Genomic DNA, 26143 nt, shown 5'->3' with positions numbered 1-26143 from the left:
GTGCGCCCCTAGTGACCGTGCTCGGCCTCGCCCTTGGCGAGCTCGGCTTTGAGGAGGAAGGCGTTCGTGCCGGCGACCCGTTCAGCCCCGGTGAGGCCACGCAGGATTTCAGTCCGCCCCCCGGCCTGACGACCGGCGAGCACCGGACGGGCCTGGAAGCCGTTCGGGACCTGAACGAAGACGACGGTGTTGCCGTCGACGGTCTGGACGGACTCGGTCGGCACGGTGAGACCGCCGGTCGTCTCGCCCGTCACGATCGCCCCCGTGACGGCGGAACCGGCCGGCGGGAGGACAGAGCCCGTCGGCCGGGCCCGAATGACCGTGGCGCCGCTTTAGCCGCCCGCGCCTGCGGCAACGCCGGTGACGATGGCGTCGAAGTCGCCGCTGGGGTTGCTGACCCGCAGAGGCGCCCCGGCCCTTACATTGGCGGCCAAAGCAGGCGGCGCGTTGAAGACGAGCTCAACCCTGGCCGGGTTGGTGACCTCGGCGACAACGCCGCCAGGGGCGACGAAGCCGCCCGGTCCGACCTGGACGCTGGTCACGACTCCGGTGATGGGGCTGGTGACGCTGAGGCGGCCCGAAGCGTTGGGCGAGCCCGCCGCGCTGGACCGCGCGCGAGCCGCGCGGGCGCCGGCTTCGGCGCTGAGCAGTTGCGCGCGGGACGCCTCGACCTCCTGTCGGGCGACAACGCCCTGGTCCGCCAGATTGCGGTTGCGTTGATAAGCCTGGCGCGCCACTTCAGTTTCGGCGGCCGCCGCGTCTGCGTCCGCGCGGAACGTCGCCGCTTCACCGCTGACGACGCTCGCCAGGGGCTGACCGATCCGGACCGACTGGCCCGGAGCTACGAGAACCCGCTCGACCCGCCCGCCGACGGACGCCGCCACAGCGGCGCGCGCGTCGACCATGGGCTCGACCCGCCCGGAGAGCCGGGTTTCGGCGCCCCCTCCCCGACCGACGCCGACCACGATCAGGTTGGCGGCCTGGGCCTGGGCCGCGCTCAGAGCGACGAAGCCTTCCGGCGCTTCGGCCTCGCCTTCGTGGCCGGCTTCGCCCTCGGCATGAGCGCCCTCTTCTTCAGCGTGACCCGCCTCACCCTCGGCGGCGGCTGGAGCGGCGTCCGGCCCGCGCGTGAGCAGGAACAGCCCGCCTCCGCCAAGCAGAACGACGGCGGCGGCGCCGCCGATCAGCAACGTCTTGTTGGATGTGCGCTTGCGCATCATTGGGCTCCTTGGAAGGGGGCGCGGCCGTCCTGGCGCGCGAGTTCAATCTCGGCCTGGACACGTGCAAGGCGTGCATCGACGGCCGAAGTCCGAGCTGAGATCAGGGCGGTGCGTGTGACCCGCAGTTCGAGCTGGGAGATCCTCCCGGCTTCGGTTCCAATCCGCGACAGACGGTAGGCTTCCTCAGCGGACGCCACCCCTGCATCGGCGGCGGAGACCCGGCTGACGGAGGCGGCAAGCCGCGCCCGCGCCGCGGCGCGATCGGCCTGGGCTTCCTGACGGGCTCCAAGAAGCCGCGCGTCCGCAGCCCGGAAGTCGGCCTGCGCCGCGTCTATGTTCCCGCGGTTGCGGTCGAACAGGGGCAGCGGCATGCTGACGCCGAAAGTCAACGCCGTCGCGTCCTCCATCTCGTATCGACGGACACCGACGCTGGCGTTGATGTCCGGGCGCGAGCGGATTCGCTCCACGTCGATCCGGCGTTCGGCGGCCGCGCGGTGAGCCTCGGCGACGCGAACGGTCGGCGCATCCGCCGGGGCCGCGAAGGTGGCGGCAGGCGCGAGGTCCAGCAGGCTGGCGTCGATGGTCGTCACCGGAGCCGCCAGCATGGCGACTGCGGTCAGTCGCGCGAAGGCCGCGTCGCGCTCCGCGACGGCCTCATCGCGCGAGGCACGCGCCGCAGCCGCTTCGCTTTCACCCTGGATGCCGCGCAGCAGTGGCTCACGGCCTTCTTCGACAAGAACGAGGGCGGCCCTCGCATCGGCGATGGTCAAGGTAAGGCTTTCCTCGGCGAGCACGGCCCGCCGTTGAGCGGCTTCCGCATCGGCATAGACCTGTGCGAGTCGTCCGGCGGCGTCGATGATGGCGAGGTCCCGTTGCAGCGCCGCGGTTCCGGCTTCCGCGCGGGCGACATTCACCCGCGCGGTTCGGCGTCCCCAGAGCTCAAGGTCCTGACTGATCGACAAGGTGGTTTCTGCGTTGGCGTAGCCTGAGAAGGGCCCCGTGCCGAACGCGTTTTCGGCGTCGAGAGCGATCGTCGGATTAGGCCTGACACGGGCCTGGCGGACACGCGCTTCAGCGGCGTCGGACAGGGCGCCGGCTTCAAGGGTGGCCGGGGTTTGATCGAGCTGGGCGAGCAGCTCGGCGAACGACGGAGCGGGGTCAGCCCAAGCGGGACTGGCCAGCACGGCCGCAAATGCGGCCAGCGCGCAGCCGACCGCGAAACGCGGCGGCCTGCGATGTGAGGGAGGCATGATTCATCTTCCAGAAATTTGACACGAGATCGCGCGCACGGCGGCGCAGACGTCGTGTCAGACTCTGGGCGGACGCTTCAGGCCGTCGGGCGAGATCGACGACGGAAAATCACTCGAGGGGAAGGCGTGAACCGGCCTTGCGTGGATTTGCATCGCGATGTCGTCGGCGACATCCGCACGGGCGGTTCCGTTGTGGTGGCAGTGGCCGTGGGTGCAGACTCCGTGCCCACCGCCAAGGTCGCCCTGGTCGCTATCGCCTGCATCCTGAGCGACAATGGCGTGAGCCGAGGTCGTCTCTGGGGCGCAGGTCGCGGCGTCAGCGATCGGGGCGACGAAAAACACGGCGGAGACCAGGGTCACCGCCAGTATCAGTCTTGCCCATGTCGCAATTGGCCACGCCATCGCGTGGTGGATACTTTCATTCGGGCGATCAAGCAATCTGTTACAGTGTTCGGGGGCTGCGACTGTTTCGAGTGACCACCAATCCGCGGTGAGGGAGAGGGAAAGTCGACATGCAAGGCCGAGAGTGGCGCGTCGTCGGCCATCTCGACCTATTCAGCAACGTCGAGCGATCTTTAAGCGAGCGCACGCTGATCGCGTCCGATTCTTTCGCTGCGTCTGCAGGTGGATCGAGATTGCAGAATGCGCAATCTTCACCTGAGTAGCGCTCCCGCTATCAGGTCGGGCCATCGTGAACCGGTCAGCCAGACCGCTCCGCCGGTCGCCGCGACGCCAGGCTCTGGGTAAGGTCGTTGCGCGCGCATAGCCAGAGCGAGCGGACGTTGGCGTCGCCTGCGCAGTGGCTTACCAGCAGTAAGCCGGCCAGGGCGTTGGCGAAGAAGCCCAGAGGGCCCAGTCCGGTGATGCCACGGGACGGCGCCCCGGAGGTGGCTCGCGAGATCGCGTAGCTGAGGAATAACAGCACCAACGCAACGAGGCTGGCGCCTTGGCCATTGGCCGCCCCGGACTGCACGGCGACCGAACGTCCGATCACGGCCAGGCTGATGCCGTAGGTGGCGCGTCGGCCAGGAAGTTGAGCACATTGGCGCCCAGGGGGCGCCGAGCCTTGCAGGGACACGCCGCTGGCTATGGCCATAAAGGCGGCGCAGTTGACGGCGATCACCGCGATCATGATGCGCCGGTAGGCGGGGTGGCGCTGTCGAACCTGGAGGCCACGCCGCAACTGCAGCCGGGCGAGGAAGTGCACAGGACGAGAGGGGGTTCAGTCATCGGATTACCCTTTCGCGAGAAGCATGCATCTCCCAATGGCTAGACGATCATGCCGAGAATGCATGGCTTCCATGAAAGAAACGCCTGTCAGATAAAACCAGCTTGATCCTCTAGTAACTAGAGGGCCCAAAATCAGTTGAAATCCATTGGAGGCTTCATGATCACCATGCACCCGACGCGACGCGTTCCCGGCCGCCTGCAGACGATCGCCTTCGCGCTCGCGGCGCTGATCGCCGTCGTGGATCAGGCCGCCAAGGCCGCGGCGCGCGCTCAGCTGGACGCTCCGATCAACCTCACGCCGTTTCTCGCGCTGCGTCTCGGGTTCAACCCCGGCGTCACCTTCGGCCTGTTCGCCGGCTCAGGCGCCGTCGGCCGCTGGGCGCTGAGCGCCGTGGCCTCCCTGATCATCGGCGCCCTGCTGGCGTGGATCTGGCGCACGCGCAGCGCCGTGACGGCGGCCGCCGCAGGCCTCATCGCCGGTGGAGCGATCGGGAACCTCGTCGACCGGCTACGCTTTGGCGCGGTCACCGATTTTATCGATCTTCATTGGGGGGCGGCGCACTGGCCGACCTTCAACCTCGCCGATGCGGCCATTGTCTGCGGCGTCGCGCTGCTCCTCCTCACCGTCCGGGGCTCGGACAGCCGCGCGGCGTCCTCGACCCTGGGACGGGCGGCGCGATGAGGCTTCCCGCCGAACAGAGGGCGATCGCCGTCCGCTCGGCGCCGGCGATTCTCATCACCGCCTCAGCGGCGGCCTCCGCCTGGCTGCGGCTTTCCCCGCCCCTTCTCGGCGCGGCGCGCGACATGGCGACGGCCGATAGGCTGGCCTATGCCCTGCAGGCGAATCTCCCGGTCTTCCTGTGGCTCGCGGGGTGTTTGAGGGTGGTGGCCAGCATCCGGTTCCGGTCCGACGCCGACCGGCCGGGTCCGCCGATGCGGCGCCCGGCGCCAGGCTCGCCCTACCCGCCGCCGTGCTACAGAACTCGCTTGAACAGACCGTTCTGGCGGTGAGCGCCCACCTGGTGCTCGCCACCGTGCTGCGCGGCGAGGAGATGATCCTGCTGCCGGTGTTGGTCCCTCTTTATCTGGTTGGTCGGGGTTTCTTCGCCCTGGGTTACGCGCAGGGCGCGGCGGCCCCGGCCTTCGGCATGGCGCTCACCGGCGCCTCCACGATTGCCGCCTTCGGCATCGCCGTCGTCCTGATGGGGCTGGGCCGATGATCCCTCCCCGCCCCAGATGCCTTTCACCCGCCGTTACGAGCTGACGCGATGCCCCTCCCCTCTCCCGCCTCGTCCGGGTTGCGCCCCATCGGCAAACTGGCCGCCGCCACGGGCGTCAAGGTTCCGACCATCCGCTTCTATGAAGAAATCGGCTTGCTTCCGCCGCCGCCGCGCACCGCCAGCGACCGGCGCATGTATGACGACGCGGCGGAGCGCCGCCTGTCATTCATCCGGCATGCCCGCCAGCTGGGCTTCGATCTGGATTCGATCCGCTCCTTGCTTGATCTGTCGGATCACCCCGATCGGCCCTGCGCCGAGGCCAGCACCCTGGCCGAACGTCATCTCGCCGATGTGAAACAGAAGATCGCCCGGCTCCGCGCCCTCCAGCGCGAACTGTCGCGGATGACGACGGAATGCGCCGGGGGCCGGGTCTCCGCCTGCAAGGTGATCGAGGCGTTGCACGATCCATCCGCGCCGCTTTGACCCTGTGGAAGATCCGGAAGGCGCAAAGACCCCGGAGCCATTAGCCCACCGCGACGTTTGGAGGCGATTGGCGGCTCCCGTCGCGGACCGCCCGTCCTTCTGGAGGATTTCGATGACGCATCGGCCGACCTCGCGACACGGCGACCAGACCCTGGCCCTGCTGACAGACCCTTATCGGCGCCTTTCCCACCTGTTCGAGCAGGCCGGCGCCGACGTCGTCGAGACCCGCCTGGCGCTGAAGGAGACGACCTGTCTGAGAGGCCGCGAGGCGGCGCGGATCTTCTATGACGAGACCCGCATCGTGCGGGCGGGCGCCATGCCGGCGCCGGTCCGCCGCACGCTGCTCGGCGAGGGCGGCGTCCAGGGGCTGGACGGCGAGGCCCACCGCGCCCGCAAGGGCGTGTTCATGTCCCTGATGTCGCCAGCCCGTGTCGCGCGACTGGGCGAACTGTTCGAAGCGGAGTGGCGGCGCGCGGCCGTCGAATGGGCCGGCGAGGACGACATCGTGCTGTATGACGCCTTGCAGCCGGTGCTAACGCGGGCCGTCTGCGCCTGGGCCGGCGTGCCGCTCGAGCCGCACGAAGAGGCGAAACGGGTCCGTCACCTGAGGGCGCTGTTCGACGCGGCGGGATCGCGGGGCCCCCGGCATCTGTGGTCGAGGCACGCGCGTCGCCGCGTCGACGCCTGGCTGGGCTCGATCATTGAAGACATTCGCGCCGGCCGTCTGTCGCCGGATCCGGACACGGCCGCCCACGCCTGGGCCTGGACCCGCGCCGCGGACGGCGAACCGTTGCCGATCCACACGGCGGCGGTCGAACTGGCCAATGTATTGCGGCCGACTGTCGCGACCTCGGTCTACATCGTGTTTGTGGCGCACGCGATGCAGGCTCACCCGGATGCGGCCCGTCTGGCCGACGCCGACGCCGGACGTCGCCGCGCCTTCGTCCAGGAAGTCCGACGCTTCTATCCGTTCTTCCCGGCAGTGATCGGGCGTGTGCGCGCGCCGTTTCGCTGGCGCGACCTGGTCTTCCCGGAGGGCCGTCAGGTGGTCCTCGACCTCTATGGCTCCAATCACGATCCCGCACACTGGACTGATCCCGAGGCGTTCCGGCCGGAGCGGTTCAGCGACGGCTCCGGAGATCCGTTCGGTCTCATCCCCCAGGGCGGTGGGGATGCGGCGACCGGTCACCGTTGCCCTGGCGAAGGGATCGTCGTGGAGCTGATGGAGCGCGCCGTCGGCCTGCTCGCCGACCTGAACTACCGGCTGCCGGATCAGGATCTGGAGATCGACTTCCGCCGCCTGCCGGCCCTCCCCGGAAGCGGGTTCCGAATGGAGACGCGCGACGCGGCCCTCAATGAGGGGGGGCGCCTGATGCCGCTTCCTCGGGCTGGCCGGGGCCCTTCTCTCCCATCCACTCGCAGCAAAGGCTGACGCCATGAGCCGTTCGACGACCTCCTACGACCTGGTGATCATCGGCGGCGGGCCGGGCGGATACCCGTGTGCGATCCGGGCGAGCCAGCTCGGCCTGTCGGTGGCGGTCATCGACGACCGCGAACTGCTCGGGGGGACCTGCCTGAACATCGGGTGCATTCCGTCCAAGGCGCTGCTCCAGGCCACCGAGCGGCTGGAGATGGCGCGCAATCTCGAAGCGTTCGGCGTCATGGTAGACAATGTGCGGGCCGATCTTGACGGTGTCATGCGGCACAAGGGCAAGGTGGTGACCGAGCTTGGCGAAGGGGTCGCCTACCTCCTGCGCAAGCACAAGGTCGCCCGCTTCCAGGGCCGCGGGCGGCTGCTGGCGCGCGACCGGGTGGAGGTGCGCGCCGCGGACGGCGCTTTCGAGGTGCAGGCCAGCAAGGCGGTGGTCATCGCCAGCGGATCGGAAGCGGCGACCTTGCCCGACCTGCCCATCGACGAGCGGCGAATCGTCACCTCCGCCGGCGCCCTGAGCCTGACGGCGGCGCCGCGCCATCTGGCGGTGATCGGCGGCGGCTACGTCGGACTGGAGCTGGGGTCGGTCTGGCGTCGGCTCGGCAGCGAGGTCACGGTCATCGAGGTGCTCGACCGGATCGCCTCCGGCGTCGACTCGGAGATGTCGGCGGCGCTGCACAAGGTGCTCGAGGCCCAGGGCTTCCAGTTCTGCCTTGGGCATAAGGTGGTCGGATCGCGGATGGAGGGCGACGACGTCGTCCTCGACGTCGAGCCCATGGGCGATGGCGCGCGAGGAACCATCAAGGCCGATGTCGTGCTGGTCTCCATCGGCCGACGGCCCGCAACCGCCAGGCTCGATCTGGAAACGGTCGGCATTGCGCCCGACCGCAGGGGCTTTATTCCGGTGGACGAAGGGTTCCGGACCAGCGCCGACGGGGTCTACGCCATCGGCGACGTCATCGGCGGCGCCATGCTGGCCCACAAGGCGGAGGAGGAAGGGATCGCCCTGGCCGAACGCCTGGCGGGGGGCGCGGGCCATGTGGACTACGGAACGATTCCGGCGGTCGTCTATACCTGGCCGGAACTGGCCTCAGTCGGGCGCACCGAGGACGACCTCAAGGCGGCCGGCGTGGCCTATCGCGTCGGGCGCTTTCCGTTCTCGGCAAACGCCATGGCCAAGGCGCGGTTGGAGAAGAACGGGTTGGTCAAGGTGTTGGCGGACGCCAGGACGGACAAGATTCTCGGCGTGCACATCCTGGGGCCGGACGCCGGCAGTCTGATCCATGAAGCGGTCGCCGTCATGCAATTCGGCGCGGCGGCCGAGGACGTGGCGCGGACGAGCCATGCGCATCCGACGCTTCCGGAAGCCTTGCGCGAGGCATGCCTGGCTGTGGCCGACCGCACGATCCACCTGTAACGAGCGCCGCGCCGCGTAGCTGCCCGGGCTGGCCACGCAGCGCCGTGGCGTCTCGGCGGACGGGGAGCCGTCGCCGCCTGCGAGCCCGGCCGCGTCGCGAATAAAGCGCGACAGTGCCGTCGCCTGAATGCTATTGCGAGCCGCTCACAACTAGGTCTCCCATGCGCCCTCTGCTCCGCCTTTTCGCCCTGATGCTTGCGATGGGGCTGTCCGCACCCGCCCTGGCCCAGGCGCCGTCCGCCTCCGAGGCCCAGGTCGCCTGGCGACTGCTCGACTATGTGGCGGTCGACTATGCCGGCGCGGTTGCCAATGGTCAGGTGACCAATCCGGCCGAATACGGCGAGATGATCGAGTTCGGCGGCCAGATCCGGACCCGCCTGGACGCCCTGCCGCCGAACCCGGCCAAGGCCGGCCTGATCCGTGACGCGGAGGCCCTGCAGGCGGCCATCCTCGACAAGGCCGACCCGGGGGTCGTCGGGGCCCGGGCCAAGGCGCTGGCCGGCGCGGTGCTGGCGGCCTATCCGAGCCCGCTCGCGCCTTCGTTCCCGCCTGATCTGGCCCGCGGCGCGACCCTCTATGCCGAGCAATGCTCGGTCTGCCATGGCGTGACCGGACGCGCCGACGGACCGGGCGCCGAGGGGCTCGACCCGCCTGCGATCGCCTTCGCGGATGTGGAGCGCGCCCGTCAGCGCAGCGTGTTCGGCCTCTACCAGGTGATCGATCAGGGGCTCGAGGGCACGGCCATGGCCAGCTTCGCCCATCTGCCGGCCGAGGATCGCTGGGCCTTGGCCTTCTACGTGGGCCGGTTCGCCTTCACCGACGCCGAAGCCGCCGAAGGTCGACGCCTCTGGGAGAGCGACGCGGCGATCCGCGCCGCGTTCCCTGACCTGGCCGCCCTCACCCAGGCCACCCCGGCGGAGCTGGCGACAAGGATCGGCGAGACGAAGGCGCGGGCGGTCATCGCTCACCTGCGTCGCCATCCCGAGGCGACGGTTCGCGCCGAGGGATCGACCCTGACCCTGGCCCGGACGCGACTGGCCGAAAGCGAGGCCGCCTATCGCCGGGGCGACCGCAAGGCCGCGACCGACCTCGCCCTCTCGGCCTATCTCGACGGCGTCGAACCGGTGGAGCCGGCGCTCGGCGCTCGTGACGGCGTCTTGCTGCGGCGGGTCGAGACGGCCATGACCGACCTGCGCATCTCGATCAGCAGGCGCGCGCCGACCCAGGAGGTCGCGGACCGGGTCGCCCGCGCGAACGCCCTGCTGGACACGGCCGAACGCGCCCTCGCGCCCCAGGAGGCGGACAATCTCGCCAGCTTCCTCGGCGCTTTCACCATCCTGCTGCGCGAAGGGCTGGAAGCCATCCTCATCGTGGTGGCGATGATCGCCTTCCTGAGGAAGGCCGAACGGCCCGAGGTGCTGCGCTACGTCCACGGCGGCTGGGTGGCCGCGCTGGTCGCCGGCGGCGCCACCTGGGCGGCCGCGACCTTCTTCATCTCCATCAGCGGCGCCAGCCGGGAGCTCACCGAAGGATTCGGCTCGCTCCTGGCGGCCGTGGTGCTCGTCTCGGTCGGCATCTGGATGCATGGGAAGTCGCACGCCGACGCCTGGCAGACCTATATCCGCGACAAGCTCTCCCACGCGCTGTCGAAGCGGTCGGCCTGGTTCCTGTTCCTGCTGGCCTTCATCGTCGTCTATCGCGAGGTGTTCGAGACCATCCTCTTCTATGCGGCGATCTGGAGCCAGGGCGGCCATCTCGGCATGCTGGCCGGCGCCCTGACGGCGGTGGCCATCCTGGCCGTGGTGGCCTGGGCCTTGCTGGCCTACAGCATGCGCCTCCCGATCGGCCGGTTCTTCTCGCTGAGCTCGATCCTCATGGCCATCCTGTCGGTCGTCCTCGTCGGCAAGGGCGTGGCTGCGCTGCAGGAGGCGGGCTGGCTCGATGTCCATCCGCTGGAGTGGATCCCCCGCATCGAGATCCTCGGTCTTTATCCGACGGTCGAGGGCGTCGCCGTTCAGCTTCTGACGATTGCTATCCTCGTGGTCGGCTTCTCCCGGCATGCGGCGCCGAAGGGCGCGCGCCCAGCCTCTTGAGCGGGCGTCTCCGCCTGAGGCCCAACTGCGGCCCGCGGGTTTCGGAGCTCCTTGGGCGCCGATAGCCGCGCAGTCCGCGGATACCCAGGGTGCGGGGGCCGCCTATAGTGTGCGAGGCCTCCCTTGGTGCGGAGATTAGGCGTCCTATTCTCCGCACTTCACGCGGAGAACAGCCTTGCTCCTGCGGCGCATAACGCCCATATTCCCCGCAAGGAGTGCGGGGAATGGCGCAATACATCCATGAGATCGAAGGCTGGCCGCGTCTGGAATGGCGCGCTGACGCGCTTGCCGATCGCCTCCCAGCCGTCCGTCATCGCCAAGGCCTTCTGCTTGGCCGGATGCACACGCTCGGCTTCGACCTCCGCGCTGAAGCCGTCCTCGAGACCCTTACCGAAGATGTCCTGAAATCCAGCGAAATCGAAGGCGAGCTGCTCGACAAGGATCAGGTGCGATCCTCCATCGCCCGCCGCCTCGGCATGGATATCGGGGCCCTCGCCCCCGCGGATCGCAACGTCGAAGGCGTCGTCGAAATGATGCTCGACGCGACCCAGAACTTTGCGTCTCCGCTCACCGAGGAACGGCTGTTCGGCTGGCACGCCGCCCTGTTTCCGACCGGACGCAGCGGCATGACGAAGATCGTCGTCGGCGCCTGGCGCAACGAGAGCTCCGGCCCGATGCAGGTCGTCTCGGGCCCCTTCGGACGAGAGCGCGTGCACTATGAAGCGCCGCCCGCCGCCCGTCTGCAGGACGAGATGCGCGCGTTCCTCGACTGGTTCACTGACGAGCCGCGGACGGATCCGGTCCTCAAGGCCGCGATCGCCCACCTGTGGTTCGTGACCATCCACCCGTTCGACGACGGGAACGGCCGGATCGCCCGGGCGATCGCCGACATGGCGCTCGCCCGTTCCGAGAAAAGCGCCCAGCGGTTCTACAGCATGTCCGCCCAGATCCGGCTGGAGCGCAAGGACTACTACGCGACCCTGGAGACGACCCAGAAAGGCGCGCTGGACGTGACCCTCTGGCTGGACTGGTTCCTCGGCTGCCTCGATCGCGCATTCGACGGCGCGGAAACCACCCTGACCCATGTGATGCGCAAGGCGCGCTTCTGGGAGGCGCTCGCAGGTCAGACGTTGAGCGAGCGCCAGAGCACGGTCATCAACCGGCTGCTCGACGGCTTCGAAGGCAAGCTCACCTCGACCAAATGGGCGGCGCTGACGAAGTCCTCGCCCGACACGGCCTTGCGCGACATCAAAGATCTGGTGGACCGGGGCATCCTCGTGAAGGATGACGGCGGGGGACGCAGCACAAGCTATTCTCTGGTCGATCGAGGATAAGCGCCTCCCCATGGCGCCGGCGAGGCTCTGCGCCGTGCGGCTCCACTGAAGACCCTGCCTCGACAGGGAGGATCGCAATTCGCCAGTTCTGGCGCGTTACCGCCAAAAACGCAGCCTCAGGCCTGGCGTGCGATAGCAATGGCCGAGAGGTCGGACGCGGCATCCACCAAAACTCCGGCCGCCTTGCGCTCCGAATAGCGGTCCACGAGCTGAACGGCGTGGGGCCGGACCAGGATGGTGAAGCGCACCAGTTCCTCCATCACATCGACAATCCGCTCATAGTAGGCCGAGGGTTTCATCCGGCCGGCCTCGTCGAATTCCTGGAAGGCCTTGGCCACGCTCGACTGGTTGGGGATGGTGACCATCCGCATCCAGCGGCCCAGAAGGCGCAGAGTGTTGACGGCGTTGAAGCTCTGGGACCCGCCCGACACCTGCATGACGGCGAGCGTCCGGCCCTGGGTCGGGCGCATGCCGCCCAGGCTCAACGGCAGGTGATCGATCTGCAGCTTCATCAGTCCGGAGACCTGGCCGTGCCGCTCCGGGCTGCACCAGACCATGCCCTCCGACCACAAGGCGTGTTCGCGCAACTCGCGCACCGCCGGGTGGTCGTCGTCGCCGGGCGCGCCCGGCAGGGGCAGGTCGGTGGGGTCGAAGATGCGGGTCTCGCATCCCATTTGCTGCAGCAGGCGGGCCGCTTCCTCGACGCAGAACCGCGAATACGACCGCTCGCGCAGCGATCCGTACAGGAGAAGGATACGCGGCGCCGGCTCGGTCGGGCCCAGTCCACGGGCGGGATCGGCGGACAGATAGGCCGCGTCCAGAGCCGGCAGATGATCCGGGTCCGGCAGCGAGCGCAGGCGGGTGAAGGTCATCACAGGTCCTTGGTCAGACAGGCGGCCGACGCCGGCCAGACGTCCGCGAAGTCCGACGTGCGGACGAGCGATAGACCGGGCCGGTCCTATTAAGGTCACTACAGGACGGTGAACAGCAATCGCTCGGGACCGCGCCGAGACCGCGACACCCTGACCGTCGCCAAACCCCGCGGGATCCTTCAGAGAGTCAAAGGCGGCGGTTGACGGATACGAGGCAAGAAGCTGCGGGCAACAACATTCCAAGGCACTATTTTCCCGTGACCTGCTCGCGGGTCGATCTCCGCAAAAATTAGTTCGGTCTTTTCAGCAGATTTCAGGGGCCTTCACCGCAATGCGCCATGCCAATGGACAGGCGAGCGCTCGCCAGCAAAAGATTTTTGGTAGCGGTGTGGTAGCGGCGTAAAAAATAGGGTGGGCGATCCCGTTGGGATCGCCCTGCCATAACCTATTGATTGCCTTGGCAATCTCGACTGGAGCGGGCGAAGAGATTCGAACTCTCGACCCCAACCTTGGCAAGGTTGTGCTCTACCACTGAGCTACGCCCGCACTCCGTAACGGCCCCTTCGGAAAGGCGATCCGTCTCGTCGAGAGGCGGGCGTATAGCGGACCCTCGCGGGATACCGCAAGGGTCTTTTTTCATCGATCAGCGGATTATCTCGAGGCCGGCCTGACGGCCTCGTCTTTCCTCAGCGGGGGGCAAGCCGGATCGCGCCGTCCAGACGGATGCATTCGCCGTTGATGTAGACGTTGCGGGCCAGCTCCAGCACCAGCGAGGCGTAGTCGGCCGGGCGGCCGAGGCGCGAGGGGAAGGGAATGGCGGCGGCCAGGGCGTCCTGGATCTTCTGGTCCATGCCGGCCATCATCGGGGTCCACATGATGCCGGGCAGGATGGTGTTCACCCGGACGCCTTCCTGGGCCAGATCGCGGGCCACCGGCAGGGTCATGGCGTAGACGCCGCCCTTGGACGCCGAATAGGCCGCCTGGCCGATCTGGCCGTCCTGGGCCGCCACCGAGGCGGTGTTGACGATCAGACCGCGCTCGCCGTCTTCCATGGGGTCCAGCGTCACCATGCCCAGCGCCGACTGCGACAGCACGCGGAAGGTGCCGAACAGATTGATGCGGACGGTGCGCTCGAACGAGGCCATGTCATGGGCGCGGATCTCGCCGGTGTCCTTCTTGCGCGACACGGTCTTCTGGCCGGTGGCGATGCCGGCGCAGTTGACGGTCAGGCGCTCCTGGCCGTGGGCGGCGCGGGCCTTGGCGAAGGCGGCGGCGACCTCTTCGTCGGAGGTGACGTCGACCTTGCAGAAGACCCCGCCGATCTCGGCGGCGATGGCCTCGCCCTTTTCCTCGTTCATGTCGAACAGGGCGACCTTGGCGCCCGTCGCGGCGATGGCGCGAGCCGTGCCCTCGCCGAGGCCGGAGGCGCCGCCGGTGACGACCGCGGCGATGGAGCTGTCGAGTTTCATGGAAAGGTCCCTATATTGAAGGCCGGTTCAGAGGATGCGGAGGGTTTAGCGGCCATGGCCTCACGATCACAAGCCGTTACAGACGACGAGGTCGTGACCCCGGACGACGCCATCGATCCGCGCCGCGCCCTGACGCCCGCCGTGCTGCGGGTCAATGAGATGCGGGTCCAGCGCGGCTTCTGGCCCAAGATCGTCTCGACCGCCGCCCGCATCCCCTTCGCCGATCAGGCGCTCAGCGTCTGGTACGCGGCGCGAGACCCGGAGACGCCCGCGGCGGCCAAGGGGATGATGCTGGGGGCTCTGGCCTATTTCGTCCTGCCGATCGACGCCATTCCCGACATCTTCGCCGGCATCGGCTTCACCGACGACGCCGCCGTCTTCGCCGCCCTGATCGCGACGCTCGGCGCCAATATCAAGCGCAAGCACCGCGACGCGGCCTCCGAGACCGTCGAGCGCCTCAAGGACCGCTAGGGTCTCTGCGGACCGACCGGCTGGTGCGAGCGGATCCAGCCGGTGATCGACAGCCTCGGCGCCCCGGCGAAGGACGCCACCTGGGTCACCGCATGGGACATGGGGACCTCGAACAGATTCAGGGCATTGAAGGCCGGGATGAAGCCCTCGGTGACATGACCGTCAGGCCCGTGGAAGACGAGCGTCCCGCCCCAGTCGGCCCGCCATTCCCGCGTGAGGTTCAGCACATAGGCGTAGAGCCGGTTCTTGCCCATCGACAGGTCGCTATGGGTGGTCAGCACATGGCCGGGGCGATAGCGGCTGGCCTGACCGTCCACGAAGTCGATGCGGGCGTCGCCGGTCACTGCGCGAACGAAGCCGAGGAAGGCCTCCCCGTTCAGGAACTCCAGAGCGGCGTCGGGGGCGTCCGGCGTTTCGGTTTCGTGCTCTGCGCCCAGACGGCGGGTGTCGAAGACGTACTGCATCCGGGTCGCGGCGCCGTCGAGGCGGGCGTCGTCCAGCCAGGCCTGCTTCGACGGATCCTCGGCCCGGTCTCCGTTCAGGGGCAGTTCGAAGAAGTCGCCGCCCGCCGCCACAGTGGTCTTCCAGCGCGTCTCGGCCTCCAGCACGGCAGCCACCGCCTCGGCGCTCGCGGCGTCGAGGACGTTCGGGATATGCAGCCGCCGCCTCGCCGCGAAAACCTCCGCAAGGCCGGCGACGTCCAGATCGGGGTTGAGACGGATATCCGTCATCGCGCTTCGGGTGGGGGCGTGTCGCGCCACCAGCCGGTGATCGAATAGCGCGGCGCTCCGGCGAAGGGGGCGACCATGGAGACACAGTGGCTCTGGGGCACCTGAAAGACGTTCAGGGTCCCGAAGGCCGGGGTGAAGGTCTCGGCCACCGCCCCCTCCTCATCGAGGAACATCAGAAGCCCGCCCCACTCGGCCCGCCAGTCGGGCGAGACGTTCAGGACATAGGCGTAGAGCCGCCCGGCGTCGACATGCTCGTCCGTATGCCGGTTCAGGAAATGGCCGGGCAGGTAGCGGGTCGGCTGGGCGTCGGCATAGGCGATACGGTCGTCGCCGGTCAGCCGCCGGGCGAAATCGAGGAAGGGCTCCGAGTTGAACAGCGCGTGCAGGTCATAGAGGGCCTGCGGGATGGCCAGACCCATGGCCTTCGCCCGCCCCAGCCGAAGGCGGTCGAAGATGAACTGGAAGCCGTCGACGGCCTCCTCATGGGCCATGGCGATCAGCCGGGCCTGTTCCTCGATCGGCTCCGCCTCGAACAGGGCGACCGGGACGTCCTCGTTGTAGGGGTTCTCGATGGCCCGCATCCAGACCATGTCGGGATGGGTGACGGCGGCGTGGATCACATCCGCCCCCTCCCCGATCAGGCCGGACAGCCGGGTGCGGCCGGTGCGGGCCAGCCGCTCCGCCGCCGTCCCGATATCCAGATCGTCGGCGAGGCGGAGGACGGTCACGACTCGACCGTCACCACGATCTTGCCCATGGCCGCCCGTTCGCCCAGGGCCTTGATGGCCTCATGGGCGCGCTCCAGGGGGAAGGTCTGGAAGATGCGCGGCTTGATCTTGCCCTCGGCGTAGAACTTCAGAAGGTCCGCCATGTTGGCGGCGTGACCGGCCGGGTCGCGCGCGACGGCGGCGCCCCAGAAGACCCCGATCACCGACACCGATTTCAGCAGGGTCAGGTTCAGCGGCAGGGACGGAATCCCCGCCGGGAAACCGACCACCAGATAGCGGCCGTTCCAGTCCATGGCGCGCAGCGCCGGTTCGCAATAGTCGCCGCCGACGCCGTCATAGACCACGTCGGGGCCGTCGCGGCCCGAGGCCAGCTTGAGCTCGCCCGACAACTCCTTCTGGGCCGTCTTGTCCATCTTGCCCGACGGATAGATCAGGCCGTTGTCGGCGCCGAGCTCCAGCGCGAACTGGACCTTGTCGTTGGTCGAGGCGGCGGCGATGACATGGGCGCCCATGGCCTTGCCCAGTTCGACGGCGGCCGCCCCCACCCCGCCCGCGGCGCCCAGCACCAGCAGGGATTCCCCCGCCTTCAGCTGGGCCCGGTCCTTGAGGGCGTAGTAGGAGGTGCCGTAGGTCATGACGAGGGCCGCGCCCTCCTCGAACGACATACCCTCGGGCATCTTGATGACGCTGGCGGCGGGCACGGCCAGACGCTCCACCAGACCGCCCCAGCCGGGCACGGCGATGACCTTGTCGCCCTTGAAGATGCCCTTGACCCCCTCGCCCACGGCCTCGACCACGCCCGCGACCTCGCCGCCCGGCGAGAAGGGGCGTTCGGGCCGGAACTGGTACTTGTCCTCGATGATCAGGGTGTCGGGGAAGTTGATGCCCACCGCCTTGACCTCGATGATCACCTGACCCGGCTTCGGCGTCGGATCCAGAATGTCCTCCACGACCAGCGCCTCGGGACCGCCGACGACTTTCGAGAGGACTGCGCGCATCTGGAAGTTTCCCTTACGACGGCTTTTTCCGCCGCCTGATTGGTGGTTTGGCGCAGACCCCCGTGGCGCGCGCGTCTTTGGAACGCTAATCAGCCCCCCACGATAAGAAAAGGCCCGATCGAACGCGGCCGGATAATGCGGAGACCCTCATGACCCGTCCTGCCCTCATCCTCCACGGCGGCGCCGGCGCCCGCCGCGAGCGCGACTACAGCCGCGAGGTCGTCCATATGCGCGAGGTGGTCGAGGCCATGAAGGCCAGGCTCGAGGCGGGCGCCTCGGCCCTGGACGTTGCGGTCGAGGCGGTGGTGATGCTGGAGGACTCAGGGCTCTATGTCGCCGGCAAGGGCGCCTCGCCCAACCTCGCCGGCGCCTATGAGCTGGACGCCAGCCTGATGGACGGGTCGACCCGCAAGGCCGGCGCCGTCGCCGCGCTGCAGGGCTTCCGCAGCCCGGTCCGCGCCGCCCGGGCGGTCATGGACCACACCCCCCACGTCATGCTGGTCGGCGAGGGCGCGGCCCTGTTCGCCCACGATCAGGGGCTGGAGGCCATCGCCGACGAACCGTCGTGGTTCACCCATGCCGGCAAGGGCGAGGACAACCATCCGCCCGGCACGGCGCCCGATGTCCTGAGCCACGGCACCGTCGGCTGCTGCGTGCTGGATAGCGAGGGCCGCCTCGCCGCCGCGACCTCGACCGCGGGCGTGTTCGGCAAGATGCCCGGACGTGTCGGCGACACCCCCATCCCCGCCGCCGGGACCTGGGCCGACGACCGCGTCGCCGTCTCGGGCACGGGTCAGGGCGAGTTCTTCATCCGTGTCGCCGCCGCCGCACAGGTCGGCTGGCGCGTCGGGGCGGGCCAGACGATCGCCGAGGCCGCGCGTGCGGTCATTGACGACATCGGCGGGCTGGGCGGCGACGGCGGCCTGATCGCGCTCGACGCCGAGGGAAACATCGCCCATCCCTTCAACAGCCAGGGCATGAAGCGCGCCTGGCTGACCACCGACGGCGAGATCGGCGTCGAGGTGTTCGGGGTACAGGAGTGGGAGGGGTCTAGATGACCTGCTCGACCCGGGTCACTTCCGGGACGTAGTGTTTCATCATCTGCTCGACCCCGGCCTTGAGAGTGGCGGAGGACGAAGGGCAGCCGGCGCAGGCGCCGCGCATGCGGAGTGAAAGCACCCCGCTGTCCTCGTCGAAGGAATCGAACAGGATGTCGCCGCCGTCCTGGGCCACGGCCGGGCGGATGCGGCTGTCGAGCAGGGCCTTGATCTCGGCGACGATCTCGGTGTCCTCGCCCGCGTCGGCGACGGCCTCTTCGGTGCGCAGCAGGGGGGCGCCCGAGGTGAAGTGGTCCATGATGGCGGCCAGGATCGGCGGCTTCATCTCCGACCAGTCCAGACCGTGAGCGGCCTTGGTCACCGAGACATAGTCCGCGCCGAAGAAGACGCCGGCGACATCTTCCAGATTGAACAGGGCCTCGGCCAGGGGTGAGGCGGCGGCCTGGTCGATGTTCAGGAACTCGCGCGCGCCCAGCGGCGCGACGTCCCTGCCGGGCAGGAACTTCAGGACGTTCGGATTGGGCGTGGGTTCGGTCTGGATGAACATGGGCTGCAGATGCGCTCAACCAGGCCCGCGTTCAAGACGGCCAGGACTGCTCCAGCTCATATTCGCTGCCGTGATCGGTCAGGGTGCTGGAATACAGGCCGAAGCGGTCGATGCGGATCGGCGGCGAGTGCAGCAGATTGTGGTTCGAAACCCAGGCCCCGATCCGGTCCGGATTGGTCTGGATCTTCAGATAGGCCAGGGTCAGGTGGGGCTTGTAGAGGCGCGGCTCCATACGGATCCCGGCCCGTTCCGCCGCGGCCTTACAGCGGCCCGCGAGAACGTTGAGCTTTTCATTGGCCTCGACCCCGGCCCAGAGGGTGTCAGCGCGGTGGCCGTCGCCGAAGGAGCCGACGCCCTTCAGCACGATCTCGAACGGATCGACCGGGATGCGCGACAGCTCTCCCGCCAGATCGTCGGCCTGACGCTCGGGCACGTCGCCATAGAAGGCCAGGGTGATGTGCAGGGCCTCCTCGGGCCGCCATTTCGCGCCCGGCAGACCGGTCTGGCGCCGTTTCAGGGTCTGGGCGACGTCCCAGGGAACGGGCAGGGCGGTGAACAGACGAAGCATGCGACCCTTGGTAGCGGGGCGGATCGACGCGGGGAAGCGCACATTCCCTTGCGTGTCGGGGTCGAGGCTCCGATATTTCAGTCAAAGGCCGGGGGCTTGCTCCGGTCCAAGTGGAGATTGATCTCGCGATGAGCGACTTCAGAAACGGTTTCACCAATGTGGCGCCCGCCTCGGCCGACATGTCGGTCGACGCCGGACTGCGCGGCTTCATGCTGGGCGTCTATAACAAGCTGGCCCTCGGCCTCGTGGTCGCGGGCGTTCTGGCCTATGTCACCGGCAACGTCCCGGAGGTACAGCGCCTGCTGTTCGGCTATGGTCCCGACGGCCGCATCGGCCTGACCATGCTGGGCATGATCGTCCAGTTCTCGCCGCTGGTCATGCTGTTCGGCTCGATGTTCTTCATGAAGAACCCGACGGCGGGCGGCGTGAACCTGCTCTACTGGGCCGTGGTCTCAACCATCGGCGCCGGCCTCGGCATCCTGTTCCTGCGCTACACCGGCGGGTCTCTGGCCTCGACCTTCCTGATCACGGCGGCGGCCTTCGGGGCCTTGAGCCTGTTCGGTTATACGACCAAGCGGGACCTGTCGCCGATGGGCACCTTCCTGATCATGGGCGTGATCGGCCTGATCATCGCCTCGATCGTCAACATCTTCCTCCAGTCGGGGACCTTCTACCTGATCATCAGCGCCATCGGCGTGCTTCTGTTCTCGGGTCTGATCGCCTTCGATACGCAGCGCCTGAAGATGACCTACTACCAGCTGGGCGGCGACCAGCAGGCGATGGGCGTGGCGACGGGCTTCGGCGCCCTGAACCTGTTCATCAACTTCATCAACCTGTTCCAGTTCCTGCTGGCCTTCACGGGCGGCCGTCGCTGAGTTCGGGCGGGCTCAAGTAGCGCAAGGCGCGATAGCCCAAGAGGAACGAAGGCCCGGCGGAAACGCCGGGCCTTTTGCTATTCGATGACCTGAAACTTGCGGCTGTCGAAGACGCGCAGGACCTGGGGCAGTTCGCGGCCGCGTTTCAGCACCACCCCGCCCTCGCCGATGACGGCCCACTGGCCCTGACGGGTCTGCAGCGAAGGGCGTTTCTCGATCCGGTAGACAGGCGCGTCGCCCGAGCGGCGGAAGACGGCGAACTCGGCGACGTCCTTGTGCCCGATCATGGCGTAGTCGCGCCATTCCCCGGCCGCGACCATTCGCCCGTAGACCCGCAGGATCAGGTCCAGTTCCTTCCGATGGAAGAAGACGGGCCCCGGGAGGGGCTGTCCGTCGGGACCGGCCGTGTTCGGATCGAAGCTCATCCCGATCAAGTTAGGCCGCCCTCGCCCAAACGCCAGCGCCGAAGCACTGCGGAAGGGCCCGAAATAATCGACGGCGACACGAAATGGCCCCGTTTCGGTCCAGCCTCGGCCAGCTTGCCCGGCGAAATACCCAGTGTCGGCCAGACGGAGTTCGGAAGCGTCCCGGATCCTGAACAGCCCCCCCAGCCCCCCTGGATGTTTCCAGCAACGGGCTCCGTCGGGCCGACGCTTCCTCCAAGCGAGACGCCCGTCGTTGCCACCCTCCCCCCTCCTGGCACGGCGGGCGTTTTGCTGTCCGGCGTTCGGATTGCTGAGAGAGAGGGGCCGCCGGGGATCACTCCCCGACGTTGATCTCCACCGTCTCTTCGCCGCGCCTGACCGTCAGGGTCGTCATGCCCTGATTGGTCTCGAGCGCCGCGGCCAGGCCGGCCAGATCGGTGATTTCGACCTCGCCCACCTTCGTCACGATGTCGCCGGCGGCCAACTTGTGCTGGGCCGCGTCGGAGCCGCCCTCGACCGAGGCGACCTGAACCCCGGCCTGCATCTCGCCGGCCTCCTTGCCGTCTTCGACGGGCAGGGCGCGGAACTGGGCCCCGAAGGCCTCGATCGCCGTCTTGCCGACCGCGACGCGCACCGGCTCGGCGGTAGCGACCGTCAGGGCCGTGGTGTGCTCGTGTCCGTCACGCAGATAGACGATCGGCAGGCGGGTGCCCGGAGGGGCGATGCCGACCGTGGCCTGGACCGAGCCGGCGTTGGCCACCGGGCGGTTCTGGATGCGGGTGATGATGTCGTTCTTCTGCAGGCCCGCCGCCTCGGCCGGGGAGCCGGGAGCCACGTCCTCGACCACCGCGCCGCGCACGATGCCCAGGCCGAAGGCCCGCGCCCGGGTCGCGGTCAGCGAGCCCATGGCCGCCCCGATCTTGCCGCGCGTGACCTCGCCGTGATCGCGGATCTGGCCGACGACGAACATCAGGATACGGGTCGGGACGGCGAAGGCGATGCCGTCGTTGCCGCCGGTCGCGCCCATGCCCAGCGGATCCGAGCCGCCCGAGAGGATGGAGGTGTTGATGCCGATCAGACGGCCCCGGCTGTCCAGCAGCGGCCCGCCCGAGTTGCCCGAGTTCACCGCCGCATCGGTCTGGATATAGTCCTCGACGGCATCACCCAGACCCGAACGGCCCAGCCCCGAGATGACGCCCATGGTCAGGGTCTGGTCGAGGCCCAGCGGATAGCCGACCGCGAAGGCCAGGTCGCCCGTGCGCAGGGTGTCGGAATCGACGATCTCGACCTGGGACAGATGCGGCGCCTCGATCTTGAGCACCGCGACGTCGGTGGCCTTGTCGACCCCGACCAGGGTGGCGTCGAACAGTCGGCCGTCGGTCATATCGACCGTGAATTTGGTGCCGCCGTCGACCACGTGGTTGTTGGTGACGATGATGCCCTCGCGCGCGTCGATGATGACGCCGGAGCCGCTCTGCAGGGGCTTGGGCTCGTTCTCGCCGGTGGTCGGGCCGCGCGACGAGCCCAGCGTCGTCACCTGGACCACGGCGGGCAGGGAGCGTTCCAGACCGGTCGCGAAGGTGAAGACCCCGCGCCGCTCGTCATAAGGCAAAGGGAACTGCGGCGCGCGAGCCGCCGGGGCCGGAGCGGCCGCCGGACGCGGCGCGCGATAGGGGGTGGCCGGCGTCTGGGCCGGACTTTGGGTCGGGGCCGGCGTCGCGGCGGGGGGCGTCGGCTTGGGGGTTTGGGCCAGACCCGCGCCGGGCAGGGTCAGGAGGGCCAGGGCGACGGCCGAGCCCGCCATGAAAACCGAACGTGACATCAAGTCTTTCCCCCGGGCGCGACGCGTCTTCGCGGGCGGCCGGACCTCAACCTAGCGCGAGAATTGCGCCGTGACGATGGTCCCCGGCGCGGCGTCATCAATCGTCATTTCCGCCCCGTGACGGCGCAGGACGGCGGCGACGAAGGTCAGGCCCAGACCGTGGCTCTCGCGCCCTCCGGCCTCGGCCGAGGCGGTGCGCAAGGCGGCGTCCGACAGCATTCTCGGGTCGAGACCCGGACCCTGATCGCCCACCGACAGGGACGGCTTGCCGTCGATCAGAAAGGCCCGGATCGTCACCGTCCCGCCGTCCGGCGAGAACTTCACCGCATTGTCCGCCAGATTGGCCGCCGCCCGCTGCAGCAGGGAGCGGACACCCAGAACCGCCACCGGCCCATCGGGCGTCTCGACCGCGATCGCGGCCCCGCGCGCCTCGGCCAAGGGCTCATAGAGTTCGGCGACCGAGGCAGCCAGGTCGTCCAGCCGGACTTCCTCGAACAGCCAGGCCTCGCCTTCGCGCAGGGCCATGGCCTCGTTCATGGCCCGGCTCAGGGCCTTGAGATCATGGGCCGCCTCCAGCCCCAGACGGCTGCGCTCGTCAGGATCCCCGGTCTCGGCCAGCCGCTCCATCCGGGCCGTGGCGCGGGCCAGCGGCGTGCGAAAGTCGTGGGCCAGCTGGTCGGCCGAATCGCGCAGCCAGCTCAGCAGCTCCTCCAGCCGATCCAGCGTGCGGTTGGCCTGGACCGTCAGCTCGGTCAGCTCCGGCGCCACCCCGACCTCAGGCGCCCGCACCGAGAAGTCGCCGACGGCGGCGCGGTCCAGGGCCTGACTGACCCCGGTGATGGCCAGGGTCAGACGGCGCCGGGCGAAGGCGGCTGCCGCCAGGCCCGAGATCAGGATGACCGCGCCCGTCAGGGCCACGGCCAGAACGGCCCAGCCCAGCGCCCGGCCGGTCGGATCGACGACCCGGCCGACGATGATGTTCAGCGATCCGACCGTGCGGCGCACGACCACCGCCTCCACCGTCCGGCCGGGACAGAGCTCGCCACGCGCCAGCTTCACCCGCCAGACATTGTCGCCGAGCCTCGGCAGGCGTTCGCGCGGCGCCGTCTCCAGCGCGGCCAGACCGGCGGGCTTGCCGACGGACGCGCGGATATAGCGGACCCCGGCGCCGCCGCGGCCGGTGCGGCAGGTCTCTTCCAGCGAACCCGCGTCGCGGCCCGGCCCGCTCTGGAAGGCGCCCAGCCAGGCCGACAGATAGGCGGCGTCTCCGGCGGTCAGCTCGGACGGATTGAAGTCGGTCTCCACCCCTAGCTTCGAGACCATGGCGGCATAGTCGTCGAGCGCCGACAGGGCCGCCTGCTGGCGCTGATCCATGCGCACCGCCTGCCCGGTCAGGACCAGCGACCCGGTGAGGGCCAGGGCCGCCAGCACCGCCAGAGCCGAGGCCAGCTGGGTCGAGGTGCGCCGCGCCAGCCAGTCGCGAAGCAGGCGGATCAACGGTCGAGGTCGCGGAAGATCAGGCTCTGGCTGCGCGCCGAGACGATCAGCGGATGCAGGTCCTCGCCCAGTTCCGGCGCCTGTTCCTTGAGCCGGCGGCGCAGGGCGCTGATGCGGGCGTCGATGATGTTGACGAAATTCTCGGGCAGGAATTTCCACTCCACCCAGCAGCGGTCCCACAGCATGGTCTTGGTCACCGGCTGGCCGCGCGCGGTCATCAGCTCGTGGACGATGGCGAACTCCAGCGGCGACAGGTCGATGAGGCGCACGCCGCTTTCGAGTTCCAGCTTCAGGGTCCGCGCGCCGGGAGACAGGCGGAAGGGGCCGTTCAGGATGTCGGAGCCGGCGGGTCGGGCATGACGGGCGGTGCGGCGGATCTGGCAGCCGATCCGGGCCAGCAGTTCCTCGTCGCCGACGGGCTTGGCCAGATAGTCGTCGGCCCCACCCAGCAGCCCCTCGACCTTCTGCCGCTCGCCGCCGAGCGCCGTCAGCATCAGGGCGGGCGCATCGGCGCAGGGACCGCCCGAGGCGCGCAGCCGCTTCAGGGTCTCCAGCCCGTCCAGCCCCTTGGTCAGCCGGTCGAGGATCAGGACGTCATAGGCGCCGGAGGCGCAGGCCTGCAGCGCAGCCTCGCCGTTGTCGACCCGGTCCACGGCCTCGAACCCGGCCTTCAGCAGCCGGTCGGCGACATGCTCGGACAGGTCCGGATCGTCCTCCAGCAACAGGGCGCGGCGCCCGTCGAACATGGCGGTCATGGCCGCGAAGGCCAGCTCCGCCGATTCCGTTTCGAGATCCATGGTCACGCCCGCACTCCCTCAGCGACCGACGATACGGCGTGGGGCGGGAATGACAACGGGCGATCAGGTGACGGTTTCTGACCGAGGCCGGAACAGACGCAGGAGTCCTGCGCGCAGGATCAACATCAACCCGACGCCGGTTGCAACGACCAGCGTCGCCAATCCCCAGAAGACCACCGGCCCCAGGGTCTGGCGCCATTCGTACACGACCCGATCAGGCGTAAATCTCAACATCAGGCCGAGGGGGACGATGGCAATCAGACTCGCAACGTTGGTGACGACAAAGTCGATCAGCCTGGCGCGAAGCGATTTCAATTTCATCAGCCGCCTAGAAGGCGCTTTCGCCCGTGATCGCCCGACCCAGGATCAGGGCGTGGACGTCGTGGGCGCCTTCATAGGTGTTGACGGTCTCCAGGTTCATGACGTGCCGCATGACATGCAACTCGCCCGTGATGCCGGCGCCGCCGTGCATGTCGCGGGCCTCGCGAGCGATGGCCAGGGCCTTGCCGCAGTTGTTGCGCTTCATCATCGAGATGGTCTCCGGCACCCAGGCGCCGGTATCGAGCATACGGCCGAGCGCATAGGCGCCCTCGAAGCCGAGGAAGATCTCGGTCTGCATGTCGGCCAGCTTCTTCTGCACCAGCTGGCGCGAGGACAGGGGGCGGCCGAACAGCATCCGCTCACCGACATAGTCGCGCGTGGCGTGGAAACAGAACTCGGCGGCGCCCATGGCCCCCCAGGCGATGCCGTAGCGGGCCTTGTTCAGGCAGCTGAACGGACCGCGCAGCCCCTTCACGCCCGGCAGCAGATTGGCCTCGGGCACGAAAACGTCGGTCAGGCCGATGTCGCCGGTGATAGAGGCGCGCAGGCTGAGCTTGTCGCCGATCTTTGTGGTGGTGAAGCCCTCGAAGCCGCGCTCGACGATGAAGCCGCGGATGACGCCGTCCAGCTTGGCCCAAACCACAGCGAGGTCCGAGATCGGGGAGTTGGTGATCCAGTATTTGCCGCCGTTCAGACGATAGCCGCCCTCGACCGCCTCGGCCCTGGTCTTCATCGAGGCCGGGTCCGAACCGCCGTCGGCCTCGGTCAGGCCGAAGCAACCGACCAGCTCACCGGCGGCCATCCGGGGCAGGAAGCGCATCTTCTGTTCTTCCGAACCGAAGGCGTAGATCGGGTACATGGCCAGCGACGACTGGACGCTCATGGCCGAGCGGTAGCCCGAATCGACCGCCTCGATCTCGCGCGCGATCAGGCCATAGGCGACGTGGCTGACACCCGAACCGCCGTACTGCTCGGGCAGGGTCGCGCCGAGGAAGCCCATCTGGCCCATCTCGGTCATGATCGACCGGTCGAAGGTCTCGTCGCGGAAGGCGGCGACGACGCGCGGCAGCAGCTTCTCGCGGGCATAGACGCGCGCGGCCTCCTGAATGGCGCGCTCGTCCTCGGTCAGCCGCCCGTTCAGGTCGAACGGATCGTCCCATTTGAAGGTTTGCGCTGTAGAAGCGGCGCCGTCGGCCATGTGAATCGTCCCGGTCTGTCTGGTTTTCAGGGCGTTCAGCGGATCGTGACGCGACGTGACCATCCGGCCCCTGTTGTTGTTCGCGGT

Annotated in this window: 27 protein-coding genes, 1 tRNA gene and 1 pseudogene; 11 read left to right on the top strand and 18 right to left on the bottom strand. The window is 68.7% G+C overall.

Features of this window, described 5'->3' with window-relative positions; all coding sequences use genetic code 11:
* Positions 1–8: 8 nt before the first annotated feature.
* From ACW172_RS08555 to ACW172_RS08545, 3 genes and pseudogenes are all read right to left on the bottom strand, one after another.
* Positions 9–1217: pseudogene (locus ACW172_RS08555) on the bottom strand (efflux RND transporter periplasmic adaptor subunit).
* Positions 1217–2470, bottom strand: a complete 1254-nt coding sequence (locus ACW172_RS08550) for a TolC family protein (RefSeq protein WP_135194152.1) — start codon at positions 2468–2470, stop codon at positions 1217–1219. The pseudogene ACW172_RS08555 and the gene ACW172_RS08550 overlap by 1 nt, the downstream one beginning before the upstream one ends.
* A gap of 57 nt (positions 2471–2527) precedes the next feature.
* Positions 2528–2794, bottom strand: coding sequence for a hypothetical protein (locus tag ACW172_RS08545; protein WP_353738805.1), 267 nt, complete (start codon positions 2792–2794; stop codon positions 2528–2530).
* Between ACW172_RS08545 and ACW172_RS08540 the strand changes: the two genes are divergently transcribed.
* On the top strand, positions 2678–2947 hold the full coding sequence (locus ACW172_RS08540) for a hypothetical protein (RefSeq protein WP_353738804.1): 270 nt from the start codon (positions 2678–2680) through the stop codon (positions 2945–2947). The two genes, ACW172_RS08545 and ACW172_RS08540, sit on opposite strands and share 117 nt — an antisense overlap.
* A 223-nt stretch (positions 2948–3170) precedes the next feature.
* On the opposite strand, the gene ACW172_RS08535 is transcribed toward ACW172_RS08540, so the two are convergent.
* Positions 3171–3602, bottom strand: a complete 432-nt coding sequence (locus tag ACW172_RS08535) for a hypothetical protein (protein ID WP_008262257.1) — start codon at positions 3600–3602, stop codon at positions 3171–3173.
* 255 nt (positions 3603–3857) lie between these two features.
* On the opposite strand from ACW172_RS08535, the gene lspA reads away from it, so the two are divergent.
* The 7 genes from lspA (at position 3858) to ACW172_RS08500 (ending at position 11679) form a co-directional block, all read left to right on the top strand.
* The gene (lspA, locus tag ACW172_RS08530; RefSeq protein ID WP_008258720.1) at positions 3858–4382 is read left to right on the top strand and encodes a signal peptidase II; all 525 of its coding nucleotides are present in this window, start codon (positions 3858–3860) and stop codon (positions 4380–4382) included.
* A gap of 178 nt (positions 4383–4560) precedes the next feature.
* Positions 4561–4920, top strand: a complete 360-nt coding sequence (locus tag ACW172_RS08525) for an MAPEG family protein (RefSeq protein ID WP_083793338.1) — start codon at positions 4561–4563, stop codon at positions 4918–4920.
* A gap of 48 nt (positions 4921–4968) precedes the next feature.
* The gene (locus ACW172_RS08520; RefSeq protein ID WP_040349346.1) at positions 4969–5403 is read left to right on the top strand and encodes a MerR family transcriptional regulator; all 435 of its coding nucleotides are present in this window, start codon (positions 4969–4971) and stop codon (positions 5401–5403) included.
* 112 nt (positions 5404–5515) lie between these two features.
* A complete protein-coding gene (locus tag ACW172_RS08515; RefSeq protein ID WP_492034739.1) occupies positions 5516–6835 on the top strand; it encodes a cytochrome P450 in 1320 nt (439 codons plus the stop codon).
* Positions 6836–6839: 4 nt separating this feature from the next.
* Positions 6840–8252 carry a dihydrolipoyl dehydrogenase gene (gene lpdA, locus ACW172_RS08510; protein WP_088582523.1) on the top strand — a complete coding sequence of 471 codons (1413 nt, stop codon included), beginning with the start codon at positions 6840–6842 and terminating at the stop codon, positions 8250–8252.
* A gap of 161 nt (positions 8253–8413) precedes the next feature.
* A complete protein-coding gene (locus ACW172_RS08505) occupies positions 8414–10345 on the top strand; it encodes a cytochrome c/FTR1 family iron permease (protein ID WP_183197501.1) in 1932 nt (643 codons plus the stop codon).
* Positions 10346–10569: 224 nt separating this feature from the next.
* Positions 10570–11679 (top strand): Fic family protein, encoded by a 1110-nt coding sequence (locus tag ACW172_RS08500; RefSeq protein WP_035307547.1) that lies wholly within the window; start codon positions 10570–10572, stop codon positions 11677–11679.
* Positions 11680–11795: 116 nt separating this feature from the next.
* Here the strand turns inward: ACW172_RS08500 and arsH are convergent, their stop codons facing one another.
* From arsH to ACW172_RS08485, 3 genes are all read right to left on the bottom strand, one after another.
* Positions 11796–12551 carry an arsenical resistance protein ArsH gene (arsH, locus tag ACW172_RS08495; RefSeq protein ID WP_035307546.1) on the bottom strand — a complete coding sequence of 252 codons (756 nt, stop codon included), beginning with the start codon at positions 12549–12551 and terminating at the stop codon, positions 11796–11798.
* A gap of 471 nt (positions 12552–13022) precedes the next feature.
* Positions 13023–13097, bottom strand: a tRNA-Gly gene (locus ACW172_RS08490).
* Positions 13098–13237: 140 nt separating this feature from the next.
* On the bottom strand, positions 13238–14020 hold the full coding sequence (locus ACW172_RS08485; protein WP_492034738.1) for an SDR family NAD(P)-dependent oxidoreductase: 783 nt from the start codon (positions 14018–14020) through the stop codon (positions 13238–13240).
* Between the two features lie 54 nt (positions 14021–14074).
* Here ACW172_RS08485 and ACW172_RS08480 point away from each other — a divergent pair, with 54 nt between their 5' ends.
* Positions 14075–14491, top strand: coding sequence for a YkvA family protein (locus tag ACW172_RS08480; protein WP_492034737.1), 417 nt, complete (start codon positions 14075–14077; stop codon positions 14489–14491).
* Here the strand turns inward: ACW172_RS08480 and ACW172_RS08475 are convergent.
* From ACW172_RS08475 to ACW172_RS08465, 3 genes are read right to left on the bottom strand one after another with little or no spacing between them, the layout of a single operon-like run.
* Positions 14488–15222: a 2OG-Fe(II) oxygenase gene (locus ACW172_RS08475; protein ID WP_492034736.1), complete on the bottom strand. Its 735-nt coding sequence runs from the start codon at positions 15220–15222 to the stop codon at positions 14488–14490. The two genes, ACW172_RS08480 and ACW172_RS08475, sit on opposite strands and share 4 nt — an antisense overlap.
* Entirely contained in the window at positions 15219–15950 is a 732-nt protein-coding gene (locus ACW172_RS08470; protein WP_492034735.1) for a 2OG-Fe(II) oxygenase, read from the bottom strand. The genes ACW172_RS08475 and ACW172_RS08470 overlap by 4 nt, the downstream gene beginning before the upstream one ends.
* Complete coding sequence (locus ACW172_RS08465; RefSeq protein ID WP_492034734.1) at positions 15947–16948, bottom strand: NADPH:quinone oxidoreductase family protein; 1002 nt, start codon at positions 16946–16948, stop codon at positions 15947–15949. The genes ACW172_RS08470 and ACW172_RS08465 overlap by 4 nt, the downstream gene beginning before the upstream one ends.
* Positions 16949–17097: 149 nt before the next feature.
* Between ACW172_RS08465 and ACW172_RS08460 the strand changes: the two genes are divergently transcribed.
* Positions 17098–18006, top strand: coding sequence for an isoaspartyl peptidase/L-asparaginase family protein (locus ACW172_RS08460; protein ID WP_492034733.1), 909 nt, complete (start codon positions 17098–17100; stop codon positions 18004–18006).
* On the opposite strand, the gene ACW172_RS08455 is transcribed toward ACW172_RS08460, so the two are convergent.
* Positions 17999–18553, bottom strand: coding sequence for a NifU family protein (locus ACW172_RS08455; protein WP_492034732.1), 555 nt, complete (start codon positions 18551–18553; stop codon positions 17999–18001). The two genes, ACW172_RS08460 and ACW172_RS08455, sit on opposite strands and share 8 nt — an antisense overlap.
* Before the next feature lie 31 nt (positions 18554–18584).
* Positions 18585–19121 carry an RNA 2',3'-cyclic phosphodiesterase gene (gene thpR / locus ACW172_RS08450; protein ID WP_492034731.1) on the bottom strand — a complete coding sequence of 179 codons (537 nt, stop codon included), beginning with the start codon at positions 19119–19121 and terminating at the stop codon, positions 18585–18587.
* A 128-nt stretch (positions 19122–19249) separates the two neighbouring features.
* On the opposite strand from thpR, the gene ACW172_RS08445 reads away from it, so the two are divergent.
* Positions 19250–19996: a Bax inhibitor-1/YccA family protein gene (locus ACW172_RS08445; protein WP_492034730.1), complete on the top strand. Its 747-nt coding sequence runs from the start codon at positions 19250–19252 to the stop codon at positions 19994–19996.
* Positions 19997–20073: 77 nt separating this feature from the next.
* On the opposite strand, the gene ACW172_RS08440 is transcribed toward ACW172_RS08445, so the two are convergent.
* From ACW172_RS08440 to ACW172_RS08415, 6 genes are all read right to left on the bottom strand, one after another.
* Positions 20074–20421 (bottom strand): DUF2794 domain-containing protein, encoded by a 348-nt coding sequence (locus ACW172_RS08440; RefSeq protein WP_492034729.1) that lies wholly within the window; start codon positions 20419–20421, stop codon positions 20074–20076.
* Between the two features lie 334 nt (positions 20422–20755).
* Positions 20756–22243: a trypsin-like peptidase domain-containing protein gene (locus ACW172_RS08435; protein ID WP_492034728.1), complete on the bottom strand. Its 1488-nt coding sequence runs from the start codon at positions 22241–22243 to the stop codon at positions 20756–20758.
* 51 nt (positions 22244–22294) lie between these two features.
* Positions 22295–23740: a sensor histidine kinase gene (locus ACW172_RS08430; RefSeq protein WP_492034727.1), complete on the bottom strand. Its 1446-nt coding sequence runs from the start codon at positions 23738–23740 to the stop codon at positions 22295–22297.
* Complete coding sequence (locus ACW172_RS08425; protein WP_492034963.1) at positions 23737–24537, bottom strand: response regulator transcription factor; 801 nt, start codon at positions 24535–24537, stop codon at positions 23737–23739. Before ACW172_RS08425 ends, ACW172_RS08430 begins: the two co-directional genes overlap by 4 nt.
* 63 nt (positions 24538–24600) lie before the next feature.
* Positions 24601–24858 carry a hypothetical protein gene (locus tag ACW172_RS08420; RefSeq protein ID WP_492034726.1) on the bottom strand — a complete coding sequence of 86 codons (258 nt, stop codon included), beginning with the start codon at positions 24856–24858 and terminating at the stop codon, positions 24601–24603.
* 7 nt (positions 24859–24865) lie between these two features.
* A complete protein-coding gene (locus tag ACW172_RS08415; protein WP_492034725.1) occupies positions 24866–26056 on the bottom strand; it encodes an acyl-CoA dehydrogenase in 1191 nt (396 codons plus the stop codon).
* Between the last annotated feature and the right edge of the window lie 87 nt (positions 26057–26143).

The organism is Brevundimonas sp. ALps5, assembly GCF_058681645.1.
Note: the sequence above shows the minus strand (reverse complement) of the source record. Positions and strands in the feature narration are given on the sequence as shown.

What these genes read in the sequence shown, in the direction of transcription:
- ACW172_RS08550 (WP_135194152.1), bottom strand. Translation starts at nt 2,470, where the DNA reads ATGCCTCCCTCACATCGCAGGCCGCCGCGTTTCGCGGTCGGCTGCGCG.
- ACW172_RS08535 (WP_008262257.1), bottom strand. Translation starts at nt 3,602, where the DNA reads ATGATCGCGGTGATCGCCGTCAACTGCGCCGCCTTTATGGCCATAGCC.
- lspA (WP_008258720.1), top strand. Translation starts at nt 3,858, where the DNA reads ATGATCACCATGCACCCGACGCGACGCGTTCCCGGCCGCCTGCAGACG.
- ACW172_RS08520 (WP_040349346.1), top strand. Translation starts at nt 4,969, where the DNA reads ATGCCCCTCCCCTCTCCCGCCTCGTCCGGGTTGCGCCCCATCGGCAAA.
- ACW172_RS08515 (WP_492034739.1), top strand. Translation starts at nt 5,516, where the DNA reads ATGACGCATCGGCCGACCTCGCGACACGGCGACCAGACCCTGGCCCTG.
- lpdA (WP_088582523.1), top strand. Translation starts at nt 6,840, where the DNA reads ATGAGCCGTTCGACGACCTCCTACGACCTGGTGATCATCGGCGGCGGG.
- ACW172_RS08505 (WP_183197501.1), top strand. Translation starts at nt 8,414, where the DNA reads ATGCGCCCTCTGCTCCGCCTTTTCGCCCTGATGCTTGCGATGGGGCTG.
- ACW172_RS08500 (WP_035307547.1), top strand. Translation starts at nt 10,570, where the DNA reads ATGGCGCAATACATCCATGAGATCGAAGGCTGGCCGCGTCTGGAATGG.
- arsH (WP_035307546.1), bottom strand. Translation starts at nt 12,551, where the DNA reads ATGACCTTCACCCGCCTGCGCTCGCTGCCGGACCCGGATCATCTGCCG.
- ACW172_RS08485 (WP_492034738.1), bottom strand. Translation starts at nt 14,020, where the DNA reads ATGAAACTCGACAGCTCCATCGCCGCGGTCGTCACCGGCGGCGCCTCC.
- ACW172_RS08480 (WP_492034737.1), top strand. Translation starts at nt 14,075, where the DNA reads ATGGCCTCACGATCACAAGCCGTTACAGACGACGAGGTCGTGACCCCG.
- ACW172_RS08475 (WP_492034736.1), bottom strand. Translation starts at nt 15,222, where the DNA reads ATGACGGATATCCGTCTCAACCCCGATCTGGACGTCGCCGGCCTTGCG.
- ACW172_RS08465 (WP_492034734.1), bottom strand. Translation starts at nt 16,948, where the DNA reads ATGCGCGCAGTCCTCTCGAAAGTCGTCGGCGGTCCCGAGGCGCTGGTC.
- ACW172_RS08460 (WP_492034733.1), top strand. Translation starts at nt 17,098, where the DNA reads ATGACCCGTCCTGCCCTCATCCTCCACGGCGGCGCCGGCGCCCGCCGC.
- ACW172_RS08455 (WP_492034732.1), bottom strand. Translation starts at nt 18,553, where the DNA reads ATGTTCATCCAGACCGAACCCACGCCCAATCCGAACGTCCTGAAGTTC.
- thpR (WP_492034731.1), bottom strand. Translation starts at nt 19,121, where the DNA reads ATGCTTCGTCTGTTCACCGCCCTGCCCGTTCCCTGGGACGTCGCCCAG.
- ACW172_RS08445 (WP_492034730.1), top strand. Translation starts at nt 19,250, where the DNA reads ATGAGCGACTTCAGAAACGGTTTCACCAATGTGGCGCCCGCCTCGGCC.
- ACW172_RS08440 (WP_492034729.1), bottom strand. Translation starts at nt 20,421, where the DNA reads ATGAGCTTCGATCCGAACACGGCCGGTCCCGACGGACAGCCCCTCCCG.
- ACW172_RS08435 (WP_492034728.1), bottom strand. Translation starts at nt 22,243, where the DNA reads ATGTCACGTTCGGTTTTCATGGCGGGCTCGGCCGTCGCCCTGGCCCTC.
- ACW172_RS08425 (WP_492034963.1), bottom strand. Translation starts at nt 24,537, where the DNA reads ATGGATCTCGAAACGGAATCGGCGGAGCTGGCCTTCGCGGCCATGACC.
- ACW172_RS08420 (WP_492034726.1), bottom strand. Translation starts at nt 24,858, where the DNA reads ATGAAATTGAAATCGCTTCGCGCCAGGCTGATCGACTTTGTCGTCACC.
- ACW172_RS08415 (WP_492034725.1), bottom strand. Translation starts at nt 26,056, where the DNA reads ATGGCCGACGGCGCCGCTTCTACAGCGCAAACCTTCAAATGGGACGAT.